The sequence below is a fragment of the Streptomyces sp. NBC_00873 genome, from assembly GCF_045207415.1.
GTDB lineage: Bacteria > Actinomycetota > Actinomycetes > Streptomycetales > Streptomycetaceae > Streptomyces.
Genome location: NZ_CP108803.1, coordinates 7,273,140 through 7,289,938, shown reverse-complemented (window position 1 = coordinate 7,289,938; position 16,799 = coordinate 7,273,140). Strand labels below are relative to the sequence as shown.

General features: G+C 69.4%; 12 protein-coding genes. 6 read left to right on the top strand and 6 right to left on the bottom strand.

Annotated features, from left to right (window positions below; translation table 11 throughout):
- The first annotated feature begins 82 nt into the window (after positions 1 to 82).
- From OH809_RS33630 to OH809_RS33610, 5 genes are all read left to right on the top strand, one after another.
- Positions 83 to 847 carry an IclR family transcriptional regulator gene (locus OH809_RS33630; protein WP_406417874.1) on the top strand — a complete coding sequence of 255 codons (765 nt, stop codon included), beginning with the start codon at positions 83 to 85 and terminating at the stop codon, positions 845 to 847.
- A 250-nt stretch (positions 848 to 1,097) separates the two neighbouring features.
- Positions 1,098 to 1,889 carry an MIP/aquaporin family protein gene (locus OH809_RS33625; protein WP_406417876.1) on the top strand — a complete coding sequence of 264 codons (792 nt, stop codon included), beginning with the start codon at positions 1,098 to 1,100 and terminating at the stop codon, positions 1,887 to 1,889.
- Positions 1,890 to 1,944: 55 nt separating this feature from the next.
- Positions 1,945 to 3,480: a glycerol kinase GlpK gene (gene glpK / locus OH809_RS33620; RefSeq protein ID WP_406417878.1), complete on the top strand. Its 1,536-nt coding sequence runs from the start codon at positions 1,945 to 1,947 to the stop codon at positions 3,478 to 3,480.
- A 5-nt stretch (positions 3,481 to 3,485) separates the two neighbouring features.
- Positions 3,486 to 5,096, top strand: coding sequence for a glycerol-3-phosphate dehydrogenase/oxidase (locus OH809_RS33615; RefSeq protein WP_366690272.1), 1,611 nt, complete (start codon positions 3,486 to 3,488; stop codon positions 5,094 to 5,096).
- A 616-nt stretch (positions 5,097 to 5,712) separates the two neighbouring features.
- The gene (locus OH809_RS33610; RefSeq protein WP_037700470.1) at positions 5,713 to 6,384 is read left to right on the top strand and encodes a FadR/GntR family transcriptional regulator; all 672 of its coding nucleotides are present in this window, start codon (positions 5,713 to 5,715) and stop codon (positions 6,382 to 6,384) included.
- Between the two features lie 57 nt (positions 6,385 to 6,441).
- Here OH809_RS33610 and OH809_RS33605 read toward each other — a convergent pair whose 3' ends face one another.
- The 5 genes from OH809_RS33605 to OH809_RS33585 all read right to left on the bottom strand — a co-directional run bounded on the left by OH809_RS33605 (position 6,442) and on the right by OH809_RS33585 (position 12,381).
- A complete protein-coding gene (locus OH809_RS33605) occupies positions 6,442 to 7,494 on the bottom strand; it encodes an ABC transporter permease (RefSeq protein WP_406417880.1) in 1,053 nt (350 codons plus the stop codon).
- On the bottom strand, positions 7,491 to 9,011 hold the full coding sequence (locus OH809_RS33600; protein WP_406417882.1) for a sugar ABC transporter ATP-binding protein: 1,521 nt from the start codon (positions 9,009 to 9,011) through the stop codon (positions 7,491 to 7,493). The genes OH809_RS33605 and OH809_RS33600 overlap by 4 nt, the downstream gene beginning before the upstream one ends.
- Before the next feature lie 133 nt (positions 9,012 to 9,144).
- Entirely contained in the window at positions 9,145 to 10,185 is a 1,041-nt protein-coding gene (locus tag OH809_RS33595; RefSeq protein WP_406417883.1) for a sugar ABC transporter substrate-binding protein, read from the bottom strand.
- Positions 10,186 to 10,258: 73 nt separating this feature from the next.
- Positions 10,259 to 11,038, bottom strand: coding sequence for an SDR family NAD(P)-dependent oxidoreductase (locus OH809_RS33590; RefSeq protein WP_406417885.1), 780 nt, complete (start codon positions 11,036 to 11,038; stop codon positions 10,259 to 10,261).
- Positions 11,038 to 12,381, bottom strand: a complete 1,344-nt coding sequence (locus OH809_RS33585; RefSeq protein ID WP_406417887.1) for an L-fuconate dehydratase — start codon at positions 12,379 to 12,381, stop codon at positions 11,038 to 11,040. Before OH809_RS33585 ends, OH809_RS33590 begins: the two co-directional genes overlap by 1 nt.
- A gap of 257 nt (positions 12,382 to 12,638) precedes the next feature.
- Here OH809_RS33585 and OH809_RS33580 point away from each other — a divergent pair, with 257 nt between their 5' ends.
- Positions 12,639 to 13,688 carry a PAC2 family protein gene (locus tag OH809_RS33580; RefSeq protein ID WP_406417889.1) on the top strand — a complete coding sequence of 350 codons (1,050 nt, stop codon included), beginning with the start codon at positions 12,639 to 12,641 and terminating at the stop codon, positions 13,686 to 13,688.
- 58 nt (positions 13,689 to 13,746) lie between these two features.
- On the opposite strand, the gene OH809_RS33575 is transcribed toward OH809_RS33580, so the two are convergent.
- Positions 13,747 to 16,791: an NPCBM/NEW2 domain-containing protein gene (locus OH809_RS33575; RefSeq protein ID WP_406417890.1), complete on the bottom strand. Its 3,045-nt coding sequence runs from the start codon at positions 16,789 to 16,791 to the stop codon at positions 13,747 to 13,749.
- Positions 16,792 to 16,799: the final 8 nt, after the last annotated feature.

Below are 16,799 nucleotides of genomic sequence, written 5' to 3'. Positions count from 1 at the left end.
GATCGCCGCACGATCGAGCATTGGTCGGCATCGGCCGATAGTGTTCAGCATTGTCGAACCATAAGTGGAGGAGTACGGCGCCATGGCCAAGAACATCCAGTCGCTCGAGCGGGCGGCGGCGATGCTGCGCCTGCTGGCGGGCGGCGAACGACGACTGGGGCTGTCCGACATCGCCTCCTCCCTGGGCCTGGCCAAGGGCACCGCGCACGGCATTCTGCGCACGCTGCAGCACGAGGGCTTCGTGGAGCAGGACGCGGCTTCCGGGCGCTATCAGCTGGGCGCCGAGCTGCTGCGCCTGGGCAACAGCTATCTGGACGTCCACGAGCTGCGGGCGCGCGCTCTGGTCTGGACGGACGACCTGGCCCGCTCCAGCGGCGAGAGTGCCCACCTGGGGGTCCTGCACCAGCAGGGCGTCCTGATCGTGCACCACGTCTTCCGCCCCGACGACAGCAGACAGGTCCTGGAGGTCGGGGCCATGCAGCCGCTGCACTCCACCGCACTGGGCAAGGTGCTCGCGGCGTACGACCCGGTGGCGCACACCGAGGCGGTCGAGGCCGAGCGGCGGCCTTTCACCCCGCGCACCGTCACCGACCTGGAGGAGTTCGAGTCGGTGCTCTCGCTGACCCGGGCGCGCGGCTGGGCGGCCGACGTGGAGGAGACGTGGGAGGGGGTGGCCGCGGTGGCCGCACCGATCCACGACCGGCGCCGGATGCCGGTCGGCGCGGTGGCCGTGACCGGGGCGGTGGAACGCGTCTGCTCCGGGGGCGAGCTCCGCCCCGAGCTGGTCGCGGCAGTACGGGACTGCGCCCGGGCCGTCTCCCGGGATCTCGGCGCCGGGCGATTCTGACCGTTCTGGCAGATCATCGGTGATGATCGAATCAATCGGTAACGATCGGATCAAAGGCCCAGGAACTCTTGACGCTTCATTCAGCAGGGGGAAACACTGCCGTTCGTCGGTCGACATTGTCGAACACCTAACGGCAATAGACGCTAGGGTGTGACAGTGCCAAGGGCCGGTCAAGCCCTCACCTGAGGGCACGGACCACCGGAGGGACCCGGGGTTCGGCTTCCCTGGACGAAGGACAAAGGAGTCGCGGGTGTCCAGCTCCGACATCTTCATCGGCGAGACCATCGGTACCGCCGTGCTCATCCTGCTCGGCGGCGGTGTCTGTGCCGCCGTCACTCTCAAGCACTCCAAGGCACAGAACGCCGGCTGGCTCGCCATCACCTTCGGATGGGGCTTCGCAGTGCTGACCGCCGCGTATCTGGCCGACGGTGTGTCGGGGGCGCACCTCAACCCCGCGGTCACCATCGGCCTTGCGATCAAGGGCGCCACCCCGTGGAGCGACGTACCGCTGTACCTCGGCTCCCAGCTGCTCGGCGCGATGATCGGCGCGGTGCTGGTCTGGCTGACGTACTACGGGCAGTTCCGGGCCCATCTGACCGATCCGGAGACGCTGTACAGCCAGCCGAGTGAAGAGGGCATGGTCGACCAGGCCGCCGCCCCGAAGGCCGGCCCGGTGCTGGGCATCTTCTCGACGGGCCCGGAGATCCGGAACGCCGTCCAGAACGTGATCACCGAAGTCATCGCCACCGTCGTGCTGGTCCTGGCGATCCTCACGCAGGGTCTGAACAACAACGGTGACGGTCTCGGCACGCTCGGCGCGCTGATCACCGCCCTGGTCGTCGTCGCCATCGGTCTCTCGCTCGGCGGCCCGACCGGTTACGCAATCAACCCGGTTCGCGACCTCGGGCCGCGTATCGTGCACGCGCTGCTGCCGCTGCCGAACAAGGGCGGTTCCGACTGGGGCTACGCGTGGATCCCGGTCGTCGGCCCCCTCATCGGCGGTGCGATCGCGGGCGGGCTCTACAACGTCGCCTTCGCGTGAGCCGTAGAGCTCAGAGCCGTCACCCTCAGATCTCACAGACCTCCAGGAGCACACCGTGACCGACCCACACACCACCGGCCCGTTCATCGCGGCCATCGACCAGGGCACCACCTCCAGCCGCTGCATCGTCTTCGACAAGGACGGCCGGATCGTCTCCGTCGACCAGAAGGAGCACGAGCAGATCTTCCCGAAGCCCGGCTGGGTCGAGCACAACGCGACCGAGATCTGGGAGAACGTCCAGGAGGTCGTCGCCGGCGCCATCGTCAAGGCGGGCATCACCGCCGCCGACGTCAAGGCGATCGGCATCACCAACCAGCGCGAGACCACGCTGCTCTGGGACAAGAACACCGGTGAGCCCGTCCACCACGCGATCGTCTGGCAGGACACCCGCACCGACGCGCTCTGCAAGGAGCTCGGCCGCAATGTCGGCCAGGACCGGTTCCGCCGCGAGACCGGGCTGCCACTCGCCTCGTACTTCTCCGGACCCAAGGTCCGCTGGCTGCTCGACAACGTCGAGGGACTGCGCGAGCGCGCCGAGCGCGGCGACATCCTCTTCGGCACCATGGACTCCTGGGTCATCTGGAACCTGACCGGCGGCGCCGACGGCGGCGTGCACGTCACCGACGTCACCAACGCCTCGCGCACCCTCCTGATGAACCTCCACGAGATGACGTGGGACCAGCGGATCCTCCAGTCGATGGAGATCCCCGCCGCCGTGCTGCCGGAGATCCGGTCCTCCGCCGAGGTGTACGGCATCGCCAAGGACGGCGTCCTGGCGGGCGTCCCGGTCGCGTCCGCGCTCGGCGACCAGCAGGCGGCCCTCTTCGGCCAGACCTGCTTCTCCCAGGGCGAGGCCAAGTCCACGTACGGCACCGGCACCTTCATGCTGATGAACACCGGCGAGACGCCCGTCAACTCGTACAACGGGCTGCTGACGACCGTCGGGTACCGGATCGGCGACCAGAAGCCGGTCTACGCCCTGGAAGGCTCCATCGCCGTCACCGGTGCGCTCGTGCAGTGGATGCGCGACCAGATGGGTCTGATCAAGTCCGCCGCCGAGATCGAGACGCTGGCGTCGTCGGTCGAGGACAACGGCGGCGCGTACTTCGTGCCCGCCTTCTCCGGTCTCTTCGCCCCGTACTGGCGCTCCGACGCCCGCGGTGTCATCGCCGGACTCACCAGGTACGTCACCAAGGCGCACATCGCCCGTGCCGTCCTCGAGGCCACCGCCTGGCAGACCCGCGAGATCACCGACGCCATGACCAAGGACTCCGGCGTCGAGCTGGCCGCCCTCAAGGTCGACGGCGGTATGACCTCCAACAACCTGCTGATGCAGACGCTCGCCGACTTCCTGGACGCGCCCGTGGTGCGGCCCATGGTCGCCGAGACGACCTGCCTCGGCGCCGCCTACGCCGCCGGTCTCGCCGTCGGCTTCTGGCCGGACACCGACGCGCTGCGCGCCAACTGGCGCCGGGCCGCCGAGTGGACCCCCCGCATGGACGCGGACACCCGCGAACGTGAGTACAAGAGCTGGCTCAAGGCCGTGGAACGTTCCATGGGCTGGCTCGACGACAACACTGCCGAGGAGTAATCGACATGACCACCCTGCAGAGCGTCCCGGCACTCGGGACGCACCCGGCCTCCGGCTCCCTTCCGAGCCGCGCCGAGACTCGGGAGCAGCTCTCCAAGGCGACGTACGACCTCCTGGTGATCGGTGGCGGAATCCTGGGCATCTCCACCGCCTGGCACGCCGCGCAGTCCGGGCTGCGGGTGGCCCTGGTGGACGCCGGCGACTTCGCCGGCGCCACCTCCTCCGCCTCCTCCAAGCTGCTCCACGGCGGTCTGCGCTACTTGCAGACCGGCGCGGTGAAGCTGGTCGCGGAGAACCACTTCGAGCGCCGTGCGGTGTCCCGCCAGGTGGCTCCGCACCTGGCCAATCCGCTCACCTTCTACCTGCCGGTCTACAAGGGCGGCCCGCACGGCGCGGCCAAGCTCGGCGCGGGTGTGTTCGCGTACTCGGCGCTGTCCGCGTTCGGTGACGGCGTCGGCCATGTGATCAGCCCGGCGAAGGCGCAGCGCGATGTGCCGGAGCTGCGCACGGACAATCTGAAGGCCGTCGCGGTCTACGGCGACGACCAGATGAACGACGCCCGGATGGCGCTGATGACGGTCCGCGCGGCCGTCGACGCGGGTGCGGTCGTCCTCAACCATGCCGCGGTCACCGGGCTGCGGTTCACCAAGGGCCGGGTGACGGGCGCCGACCTCGAGGACCGTACGGACGGCACGGAGTTCGGCGTCACCGCCCGGCTGGTGCTGAACGCCACCGGCCCGTGGGTCGACCACCTGCGGAAGATGGAGGACCCGAACGCGGCGCCTTCGATACGCCTGTCCAAGGGTGCGCACCTCGTACTGAAGCGCACCCGCCCCTGGAAGGCCGCGCTGGCCACCCCGATCGACAAGTACCGCATCACGTTCGCCCTGCCGTGGGAGGACATGCTGCTGCTCGGCACGACGGACGAGGAGTACGAGGGCGATCCGGCGGACGTCGCGGTCAACGAGAAGGACACCGCGCAGATCCTCGACGAGGCGGCGTTCTCGATCAAGGACCAACAGCTGTCCCGCGATCTGATCACGTACTCCTTCGCGGGTCTGCGGGTGCTGCCGGGCGGTCCCGGCGACACCTCCAAGGCCAAGCGCGAGACGGTCGTGACGGAGGGCCGCGGCGGGATGCTCTCGGTCGCGGGCGGCAAGTGGACGACCTTCCGCCACATCGGCCGTACGGTGATGAACAAGCTGGCCTCGCTCCCCGGGCACCCGCTGGCCGATGACATGGAGCCCATGGCACATCTGCCGAAGAAGCTCCCGCTGCCCGGCATCGCCAACCCGAACGCGGTCGCGCACCGGCTGCTGATCGACGGCGGAACGCCCGGACCGCGGATGTCCGCCGACACCGCCCGGCACCTCGCCACGCACTACGGCTCGCTCTCCTTCGACATCGCGCGGCTGGCGAACGAGAACCCGGCGCTGGCCGAGCGCATCCACCCGGACGCGCCGGAGATCTGGGCACAGGTCGCCTACGCGCGTGACCACGAGTGGGCGGAGACGGCCGACGACGTGCTGCGCCGCCGCACGACGCTGACGATCCGGGGCCTGGCCACGGACGAGATCCGGACCAGGGTCGAGGGAATGCTGGCAGACAAGGGCTGACCGGCACTGGCAGGGCTGACGCACGCACGGGCGGGGGCGGTTCCCACGGGGGGAGCCGCCCCCGCCCGCGTACCGCTGTGGCCTGGGGCGGCCGGTGGACGTGCCAGCGCGAGGCTCCCTCGACGCTCTGGAAGTGAGCGATCGATCACCTCCTCCGGCAGACGAGGTTCTTCCGTCTGATCCGACCGTTCCTGGGCAGTGAGCAGGAGTGAGTCCCGGCTCACCGGTACGCCCCGAACGGTCTTGGGCGCACTGGTACTCCGCTTTCGCGTCCCGGTCGGCGACGCATATCCCGTATGCGGTCCGTCCCGGGCGGGCGGAATCCCTCACGACCTGGCCATGTGGGTGTGGCCAGAGGCGACGGGGAGGCCCCGAACCATCTCGCTGGTGACACGGGGGCCCCGACTGCTGACGCCCACCCGGCGTCCCAGATCGCACCGAGAACGCTACGCACACCCCGCCGGGCATACCCGCAGCTCGTCACACCGTTCACCCCATCGTGTCCATGTTCGCCAAAACGATGTGATTGCCCAACAGTTGTGAACCCCCATAATGAAGGGATACATCGGATGTCTTGTGCCGGGGTCTGATCCCGTCCGAATCCAGGAGGACCGTCATGGCTGTCACCGACGAGGCGATCGAGAAGATCAAGGGAATGATCGTCTCGGGTGCGCTACGGCCAGGCGACCGGCTGCCCAAGGAGAGCGAACTCGCGGCGGAGCTCGGGCTCTCCCGCAACTCGCTGCGGGAGGCCGTCCGCGCCCTGTCGCTGATCCGCATCCTCGACGTCCGGCAGGGTGACGGCACGTACGTCACCAGCCTCGACCCGCAGCTGCTGCTGGAGGCGCTGAGCTTCGTCGTGGACTTCCACCGCGACGACACGGTGCTGGAGTTCCTGGCGGTCCGCCGGATCCTGGAGCCCGCCGCGACGGCGATGGCGGCGACGCGGATCAGCGAGGCGCAGCTGGATGTGCTGAGCTCCCAGCTGGACGCGCTGGGCGCGCAGCCCTCGGTGGAGGAGCTGGTCGCCTGTGACCTGGAGTTCCACCGCGGCATCGTGCAGTCGTCCGGTAATTCGGTGCTCTGCTCGCTGCTCGACGGTCTCTCCGGGCCGACGACGCGGGCCCGCGTCTGGCGCGGACTGACGCAGGAGGACGCGGTCAGCCGGACGCTGCACGAGCACCGGGCGATCGTGTCGGCGCTGCGGGACCGGGATGCGGAGGCTGCGCGGGCCTGGGCGACGGTGCATGTGGCGAGCGTGGAGCAGTGGCTGAGGTCGACGCTGTGACATGCGTACGGGCCGGTGCGCGGAAGGTTCCGCGCACCGGCCCGTAAGGACCCCGGTTCAGTCCTGCTTCTCGCCGCTCGCGAAGCGCGAGATGACCAGGGCGACAATGATGATCGCGCCGTTGAGGAACTGGTTCCACAGCGCCGGGACGCCGCCGAGGGTCATCACATTGACCACCAGCTGCAGCGTCAGTACGCCGGTCAGCGCACCGAACAGCGTGCCACGACCGCCCTTGAGGCTGATGCCGCCGATGACCGCCGCGGCGAACACCTGGAAGATCCAGCCGTTGCCCTGCGTCGCGGCGACCGCCCCGTAGTGGCCGGTGTAGAGGATGCCCGCGAAGGCCGCCAGCAGACCGCCGATGGCAAGCACGATCCAGGTGACCCGGTCGACCCGGATGCCCGCGGCCCGTGCCGCTTCCGGGTTGCCCCCGATCGCGTACAGCGAACGCCCGTGGCGCAGCCAGGCCAGCGCCGCGCCGCCGATCGCGAAGAGCACCAGGCAGATCCAGACCGCGGCCGGTGCGCCGAGCCACTCGCTCTTGCCGAGGTAGCGGAAGGACTCAGGGACGTCGGTGATGGACTTGCCCTCGGTGATGCCGATGTGGAGTCCGCGCAGCATGGTGAGCATGCCGAGCGTGGCGATGAAGCCGTTGACCCGGAGCTTCAGCATCAGGAAGCCGTTGATCGCGCCGATCGCGAGCCCCACCAGCAGGCAGAGCGGGATCGCCGACCAGGTGGGCAGCAGGCCGAGGCCGGCGAAGCGGCCGCCCTCGGTGGGCAGCACCAGCCACATGGCGACGACGGGCGCGATGCCGATCGTCGACTCCAGCGACAGGTCCATCCGTCCGCAGATGAGAATCAGGGCCTGGCCGAGGACCAGCAGGCTGAGTTCGGAGGACTGCTGGACGACGCTGATCAGGTTGTCGGAGGTGAGGAAGACCGGCGAGACGATGAAGCCGATCACCATCAGCACCAGGATCACCGGCACCAGGGAGAAGTCGCTCCACCGGATCAGCTTGAGCCGGCTCAGCGGGCTGTCGTCGCCGAGCGCGCCCCCCAGTCCCCCGTTGATGTCGTCGGCCGTCGACGGCCGTATCGTGCCGGTCATTCCCTTTCCCCCACACCTTCCATGGCGGCGACGAGTTCCCCGTCGGTCCACCCGCTTCCGAACGCCCCGACCACGCGCCCATGGAACAGGGCGAGCACCCGGTCGCAGACCCGCAGATCGTCCAGCTCGTCCGAGACGACGACTGCGGCATTGCCCTCGTCGGCGACCCGCCGGACGACGCCGAGCAGAGAGTCCTTGGACTTGACGTCCACACCCGCGGTGGGCCGGACCGCGACCAGCACGCTCGGCTTGCGGGCCAGTGCGCGGGCGACCACCACCTTCTGCTGGTTGCCGCCCGACAGCCCGGCGACGGGCTGTTCGGGTCCCTGTGTCTTGATGTCCAGCGACTCGATCATCGACCGTGCGAACTCCCTGGTGCGGGAGGGCAGTACGGTCCCCCACGGCCCGAGCTGGTCGGTGACCGTGAGGGTGGCGTTCTCGGCGACGCTGCGTCCCAGGACGAGGCCCTGGTCGTGCCGGTCCTCGGGGATGTATCCGATCCCGGCGTCCAGCGCGTGCGGCACGCTGCCGGACGGCACCGTCCTCCCGTGTACGCAGACCGTGCCGCCGTCGGCCTTCCGCATCCCGGCGAGCGCCTCACCGAGTGCGGTGTTGCCGCTGGCCGCGGATCCGGCGAGGCCGAGCACCTCGCCGGGGCGGACCTCGAGGTCCAGCGGCTCGAACTGGCCCTCCAGGGAGAGCCCTTCGGTGCGCAGAACGGGCTTCGCCGACGCGTCCCGTACCGCTGCCCGGTCACCGCCCGCGTGCCAGGCGGCGGGTCCGCTGCCCTTCTCGCCCGTCATCGCCGTGACCAGTTCGGTCTTGGTGAGGTCGGCGACCGGGGCGGTCAGGACGTGGCGGGCGTCACGGTAGACGGTGACCGCGGTGCACAGGTCGTACACCTCCTGCAGATGGTGGGAGATGAACAGGAACGCCACTCCCTGGCTCTGCAGTTCCCTGAGCTTGTCGAAGAGCCGCCCGATGCCGCGGGCGTCGAGCTGGGCGGTCGGTTCGTCGAGGATGATCAGCCGGGCGCCGAAGGACAGCGCCCGGGCGATCTCGACGAACTGCCGCTGCTCCACGGCCAGATCCCTGGCCCGGGTGTTGGGGTCGACCTGGACCCCGTACTCGGCCAAGAGCTGCTCCGCACGCCTGCGGAGCCTCCCCCAGCTGATCCACCGCGACTCGTCGTCCAGCCGGCCGAGGAAGAGGTTCTCGGCGACGGTCAGATCGGGGACGACCATGGACTTCTGGTAGACGCACGCGACCTTCGACTGCCAGGCCGTGGTGTCCCCGAAGGCGGGCGCGGGCTCCCCGCCGAAGCGGACCGTGCCCGCGTCCGCCTTGTGCAGCCCCGTCAGGACGCTGACCAGCGTGGACTTGCCGGCGCCGTTACGACCGACGAGGGCATGGGACTCCCCGGGCTGCACGGTGAGCTGCACACCGTCGAGCGCCACGGTGGGACCGAAGCGTTTGACGACGCCTTCCGCCTGTACGGCAGGTGGTGCCTTTTCCATCAGACCCCTTCTCAGCGAAGCGCTGTAGTAATGTTGGTGCCCTTCCCTCGGGCGGCGGTCAGGGCTTGGCCGCGTCTCGGCTCTTCGTTGCCGAGAGGGAAGCCCTCTCGGCAACGAGAGGGAGGAGTCACGGCTAGCTCTTCTTCTCCAGCTGATTGGCCCACAGTTTCGGGTCGTCCACGTTGTCCTTGGTCACCAGGGGCGCGGGAAGCTGGTCCTCGAAACCATTGGGAATCTTGATGATGTTCGAGTCGTGGTCGGTCGGGCCTTCCTTGAAGGTCTTGCCGTCCAGGGCCGCCTTGGCGTAGTACAGCGCGTACTTCGCGTACAGGTCGGCGGGCTGCGAGATCGTCGCGTCGATCTTGCCCGCCCTGATGGCGTCGAACTCCTCCGGGATGCCGTCGTTCGAGATGATCGTGATGTGGCCCGCCGTACCGGCCGGCTTCAGCAGCTTCTTCTGCTCCAGCAGCGCGAGGGTCGGCTGCAGGAAGACACCGCCGGCCTGCATGTAGATGCCGTTGATGTCGGGGTTCGCGGCGAGCGTGGACTGGAGCTTGGCGGACGCGACGTCGCCCTTCCAGTCGGTGGCCAGTTCGAAGACCTTGATACCCGGGTAGTCCTTGTCCATGCAGGCCTTGAACGCCTGGGACCGGTCGCGGCCGTTGATCGAGGACAGGTCGCCCTGGAACTCGACGACCTTGCCCTTGCCCTTCAGCTGCTCGCCGAGGTACTTGCAGGCGTTGGTTCCGTACGCCTTGTTGTCGGCGCGGACGACCATGTAGACGTTGCCCTTGTCGGGGCGGGTGTCGACGCTGATGACCGGGATCTTCTTGTCGTTCAGCGAGTTCAGCGACTCGGCGATGGCGCCGGTGTCCTGCGGGGCCATCACGACGGCCTTGGCGCCCTGGTCGGTGAACGTCTGGACATTGGCGACGAGCTTGCCGATGTCGTTCTGCGAGTTGGTCAGCGGCAGTGCCTTGACCTCACCCGCTTTGACGCCCTTCTCGACGTAGTTCTGGTACGAGTTCCAGAAGTCGCTGTCGCTGCGCGGCAGGTCGATACCGACCTTTCCGGCGCCCGCGCCGTCATCGGTGGACTCGCGGTTGCAGCCCGCGAGGGCAGTGACGGCCAGCAGCACGGCGCAGGCTGCCGCACTCGTCGTACGCACTCTCATTGGTGTCCCGTCCTTCGTGGAGTACTGGCTCGGTGCTCGGTCGGTTGGTGCGGCTCGGGTTCGGTGGGGTGGATCAGTTGCCGGCGGGCCGCAGGCGCAGGCCCTGCATTCCGCCGTCGACCGCGAGCGCCGTGCCCGTGACGGAGGCGGCGGCGGGGCTGGCGAGGTAGACGATCGCGGCGGCGACCTCGTCGGCCGACACGAGTCGTCCCAGCGGCTGGCGGGCGCCCAGTGCGGCGCGTTCGGCGGCCGGGTCATCGGCCTGGCCGAGGAGCCGGCCGATCCACGGGGTGTCCGCGGTGCCGGGGTTGACGCAGTTGACGCGGACACCTTCGCGGACGTGATCGGCGGCCATGGCGAGGGTCAGCGAGAGCACCGCGCCCTTGCTGGCGCTGTACAGGGCGCGCTGCGGCAGTCCGGCGGTCGCCGCGATGGAACAGGTGTGGGTGATCGAAACGGCGCCGGGCCGGTCGGCCACCGCACGCCGCAAATGGGGCAGGGCGTGCCGGGCGGTGCGGACCATGCCGAGGACATTGATGTCCAGGACCCGGGTCCACTCGTCGTCGGCGTTGTCCTCGACGGTGCCGATCGAGCCGATGCCGGCGTTGGACACGACGGTGTGCAGCGAGCCGAGTTCGGCGGCTGCCCGGTCCACCGCCTCGCGCACGGCGTCGTCGTCGGTGACGTCAGCCTTCACGGCGAGGGTGCCCTCGGGGGCGCCCGCGGTCTCCCGGTCGAGCACGGCCACGCGCGCGCCGCGTTCCAGCAGCAGCTTCGCGACGGCGGCCCCGATACCGGAGGCACCGCCCGTCACCAGGGCGGACATCCCCTCGAAGTCGCTTGTGGCGGTCATCAGTTGGCCTCCTCGGGCGCGCGGCGGGCCTGCCATACGGGGCCCTCCGGGTAACGGTGTGCGGCGATCGAGTCGGGGAGCATCCGGGCGGAGAATCCCGGGGAGCTCGGGGCGACGTAGCGGCCCGCTTCGATCACGGTGGGGTCGGCGAAGTGTTCGTGGAGGTGGTCGACGTACTCGATCACGCGGTTCTCCCAGCTGCCGGAGACCGCCACGTAGTCGAACATCGACAGATGCTGCACCAGCTCACACAGTCCGACGCCGCCCGCGTGCGGGCAGACCGGCACGCCGAACTTGGCGGCGAGCAGCAGGATCGCCAGGTTCTCGTTGACGCCCGCGACGCGCGCCGCGTCGATCTGGACGAAGTCGACGGCGCCGGCCTGGAGCAGCTGCTTGAACACGACGCGGTTGGCGACGTGTTCACCGGTGGCGACCTTGACCGGCTGCCCGGCCCGGACTGCGGCGTGCCCGAGGATGTCGTCGGGGCTGGTCGGCTCCTCGATCCAGTGCGGGTCGAACGGCGCGAGCGCGGTCATCCACTCCACCGCGTCGGCGACGTCCCACCGCTGGTTGGCGTCGACGGCGATCCTGATGTCCGGTCCGACGGCCTCGCGGGCCAGGGAGAGCCTGCGGACGTCGTCGTCGAGGTCTCCGCCGACCTTCAGCTTGATCTGGGTGAAGCCGTCCGCGACGGCCTCCTTCGCCAGTCGGACCAGCTTGTCGTCGGCGTAGCCGAGCCAGCCGGGCGACGTGGTGTACGCGGGGTAGCCCTCGGCACGCAGCCGTTCGGCTCGCCCGGCGCGGCCCGGTTCGGCCGTCCGGAGGATCTCGAGGGCCTCGTCCGGGGTGAGGACGTCGGTGAGATAGCGGAAATCGACGAGGGAGACGAGCTCCTCCGGAGTCATTTCGGCGAGGAACTGCCAGACAGGTCTGCCCGCCTGCTTCGCGGCCAGGTCCCACGCGGCGTTGACGACCGCGCCCGCCGCCATGTGCATCACGCCCTTCTCCGGGCCGAGCCAGCGCAGTTGCGAGTCATGGGTGAGCTCGCGGTACAGCGCACCGAGATCGGCGGCGGTACGGGGGGCCGGGCGGCCGACCACGTACGGGCGCAGCGCGTCGATCGCGGTCGCCATCACCTCGTTGCCGCGCCCGATGGTGAAGCAGAAGCCATGACCCTCGATACCGGCTCCGTCGTCGTCCGAGCCGTCCGGGGCATCTGTGCGCAGTACGACATAGGCGGCGGAGTAGTCGGGATCGGCGTTCATGGCGTCCGAGCCGTCCAGTTGCTCCGAGGTCGGAAAACGGATGTCGTGGACCTCGAAGTCCGTGACGGTGTGACTCATGTGCGCCCCCCAGGGGAATAACATCGGACCTCTGTTCCGGTCATCCGATGTATAGCGCCGCGAAGGCACCAAAGTCCAGAGTTGAGCCGAAATTGACGCGACACAGCTCGGATGAATTCGGAGACCGGTGCCCTGGTTGGGCCGGTGATGCACCCCCTGGGGCCAGGTTCACCCGGCCGCGGACAGGGGCTGCGGCGATGGAGCCCCGACGCCGTAAGGTTGGTACGTACGCAAGGGAACTTCGGAAGGAGGCCTGGGTGATCGAGCTCGCGGGGGTTCCCGAGCTGATCGACCCGGTCATGGTGGCCGCGTTCGAGGGGTGGAACGACGCAGGTGACGCCGCCTCCACAGCGGTCGCGCACCTGGACCGGGAGTGGAAGGGCGAGGTGTTCGCGGCGCTCGACGCCGAGGACTACTACGACTTCCAGGTCAATCGGCCGACGGTCTGGCTGGACGGCGGGGTACGCAAGATCACCTGGCCCACCACGCGGCTCTCGGTGGTCCGTATCGGCGGGGACAAGCCCCGCGATCTCGTCCTGGTCCGCGGTATCGAGCCGTCGATGCGCTGGCGCTCGTTCTGCAACGAGATCCTGGGCTTCGCCCATGAGCTGGGCGTGGAGATGGTGGTGGTGCTGGGCGCGCTGCTCGGCGACACCCCGCACACCCGCCCGGTACCGGTCAGCGGAGTCACCTCCGACCCGGATCTGGCACGGGCCATGGAGCTGGAGGAGACCCGGTACGAGGGGCCGACGGGCATCGTCGGCATCCTCCAGGAGGCGTGCACGCATGCGGGTGTGCCCGCGGTGAGCCTCTGGGCGGCCGTGCCGCACTATGTGTCGCAACCGCCCAACCCGAAGGCCACCTTGGCGCTGCTGAACCGCCTGGAGGACCTGCTCGGACTGCGCATCCCGCTGGGCGAACTGCCCGAGGACGCGCGGGCCTGGCAGCTCGGGGTCGATCAACTGGCCGCCGAGGACAGCGAAGTGGCGGAGTACGTGCAGACGCTGGAGGAGGCCCGGGACACCGCGGAGCTTCCCGAGGCGACGGGCGAAGCCATCGCCCGGGAGTTCGAGCGGTATCTGCGGCGCCGGGACATCGGCCCGGGCTCCGGACCGGGTCAGGCGCCGGGCGGGCATGCGACGGAGAGTGGCGACGCCTCGTATCTGCGCGACACGTCGAGCGGCCGCACCAGGCCGCCGAAGCCGCCGCGGCCGGAGACGGGGACACCACCGGGAACCTCTGGCGAGCCCACTCAGGAGCACCCCTCCGACGACGACAACGGCTCCGAAGATTCATCGGAGGACTGACGGCGGTGCGCCGGACGGGTCGAGTGCCCGCCCGGCGCACCGGTGGTGAGCCGGCCTCTCAGGAGCAGCTGAAGCGCGCGGCGGCCCAGTCCCCGTGGTCACCGGTCTTGGATCCGTTGGTGTCGGTGACCTTCAGGTGCACATGGCGCGCACCGGTGACGTCCACATCGACCGGCACGGTGGCCGATGCCCCGGTCACCTTCGGCGAGGTCCACAGCACCTTGCCGTCCGCCTCGACGGAGAACGCGACTTCGCCGTAACCGTTGATCTCGTCGTCGATCCCGGCGTCCGCGGTGAACGTGGTGCAGCGTCCGCCGAGATAGACCTCGATGTCGGAGTCGGCGTGGGTGCCGATCCCCTTCGCGTAGGTCTTCCCGGCGAGGGTGAGGGTGTGTCCGTCGGTCGCGCCCGACTCGCCGTTGCTGCGGTCACGCTCGGCCGGCCCATAGCCGTTGGTCGACTTCAGCCACACCATGTCGCTCGCCCAGGTGTCGGTGGTCGGCGGCTGGGGCATCACCGCGGCCGCGAACCGCTGGACGGTGGTGCGGGATTCGCCCGCCGCCCGGTAACGGGCGAGCGCGGTGATCCGGGCCTCGCCTGCCGTGGCGTCCTTCGCCGGGGTGACCGCCACCTCGACCCGCCGGGTCGTGCCCGCCGGGATCCGGTCCACGGTGTTCGCCGGGGTGACCTGCCAGCCCTCGGGGACGTCCAGGTCGACCGCGGCGTCCGTCACATCGGCGCTGCCCGCGGTGACATCGACGGCCACCGTGCCCGCGACGCCCGCCCCGACCTCCTGCCCCTCCGGCGCGGAGACGACGGCCGTGGCGGCCGCGTTCTTCCCGCCGACGGCGCTGGTGTCCTCCAGCTCCACGCTGAACTCCTTGCCGGTGGAGAGCGGTGCGGTCTTGATCTTCACCACTCCGCCGCGGTCGTCCCGGTCGTACCACCAGCCCTCCTTCGCGGTCTTGTACGCGGCCGCGGAACCCAGCTGAGGCAGCTTGCCGTCGAGCTTCACCGCGCTCGGCGCGGACCCGGTGTGCACGCTGAACTCGTACGGCCGCCTGCTCTGCTTGCCGGTGAAGTCCCCCTTGCTCTCACCGATGTTCACGGTGATGTCGCCCGCGCCCCGGACCGGCGCCTCGACGTCGGCGCGCTGGGTGGCGTACCTGCCGTCGCGGTGCTGCCGGGTGACGCCGTCGTCCTCGTACAGCGTGAACGAGGTCGCGCCCTGCGGGTAGATGTCCCAGGCCAGCGAGGAGTCGGCGGTCCGGTCCTGGTACGAGCGGATGCCCGGCCACATCGGCACACTGGCACCGGCCTTGACGAAGAGCGGCAGGGTGTCGAGCGGGGCGCTGTAGTGGTCGACGGTGGTGGGCCCCTGGTAGGTGCGGCCGCTCCAGTAGTCGATCCAGGTGCCCTTCGGCAGATAGATCCCGTCGCGGTGGGTGCTGTCCTGGTAGACGGGTGCGACGAGGAAGTCCTCGCCGGACATGAACTCGTACTTCGCCGCGTCCGTCGCCGCCTTCGGGTCGTCCGGGTATTCGAGGACGAGCGGGCGGACCATGCCGACGCCGGTCTTGGTCGCCTCGTGCGCGTACGAGTACTGGTACGGCAGCAGCGACTCCTTGAGCTTGAGGTAGTCGCGGTTGATGGAGGTGTAGGGCTCGCCGTAACGGAAGGGCTGCTTGTCGCTGGCCGCCCAGCCGTCCATCGTCATCGTGGTGCCCAGGAACATCTTCCACTGGAGATCACGGGTGTACGTCTTGGCGCTGCCGCCGAAGATGCCGTCGACGTCGCCCGTCGTGTAGGCGAGTCCGGACATCGTGGCACCCGCGTAGGTCGGGATCTGCCAGCGGATGTAGTCCCAGGTGCCGGACTGGTCACCGGACCACTGGACGCCGCAGCGCTGCGCGCCGGACCAGCTCTCCGGGGCGTAGGTGAAGCCGCGGGCGTCGCTGTTGTCCTCGATTCCCTTGTACGCGTCCTTGCAGCCGTCGAGCGCGAATTTGTACCCGGAGCCGATCCAGGCGACGTCGAGCTTGGCGACCCGCTGACCCGCCTTGACCTGGGCGGCGATCTTGTCGATGCCGTCCTGGGTCCACAGGCCGAGCTGCATGCCGCGGTCCTGGAGGCCCTTGGCGGTCTCGGCGAGGTCCTCGTGGCCGCAGCCGTAGCCGTCGTTGACGAGCATCCAGCCGTTGGGCATGTCGTGCTCGACGTAACCGTCGGCGACCTTCAGGGCGTCCAGGGTGTGGCGCTCGCCGCGGTTGGCATTGTGCAGGTAGCAGTCGGCGTCGCCGATCTCCATCCCGTACACGGGCGGCAGGAAGGGCTTGCCGGTGAGCTTCGTGTACTGGCCGATGACGTCCTTGGCGTCGCCGGCGAAGTAGTAGGCGTCGAAGCGCTGTTCCCGCGCGCTGGTGGTCACCGGGTCGGTGAACGCGTAGGTGTTGGGCGCATAGGTGTTTCGGAAGACGCCGTACCCGGCGGAGGAGAGATAGAACGGCACGGAGTTGGGGTGACCGCCGTCGTTCCAGTTGTAGTCGACGCCGACCTCGACGGTCTTGTCGCGGTGCGAAGTGTTGCCGCGCCCGTTCTGCATGCCGGCACCGTAGAACTGCTCGGCGGCGCCGCGGGCCAGCGTCTGGGTGGTGCGCTTCCCGTCCCAGCTCAGCCCCTTGGCCTCGGACCAGACGAGGCTGCCGTCGGCCCGGTGGAGCTCGAAGCGCAGCGGCGACTTGTAGGCGCGCAGCGTGACGCTGCCGGTGGACAGCTCGTACCGGTCGCTCTTCTCCTTCCACCGGGTGTGCGGCGGGGCACCCTGCGGCAGGACGATGTCGTCGCCGGTCGGGTCGGAGAACGTACCGTCCGGGGCGAGTTCGATACGGAAGGTCTCGTCGGTGACGAAGCTGACCCGGGCCTCGGCGGAGCCGGCTCTGAGGTGGTAGACGGACCCGTCGGCGGAGAAACCGCTCAGATCGCCGACCGTCGTGGCCTCGGGCGCGGCGGGTTCGGCCTGTGCGCTGCCGGGTCCCGCAAACACGGCGACCAGTCCCAGCAGAGCTGCAACTGCCACCACTCTGATGCGCGTTGATGATTGCATAGAGCGCT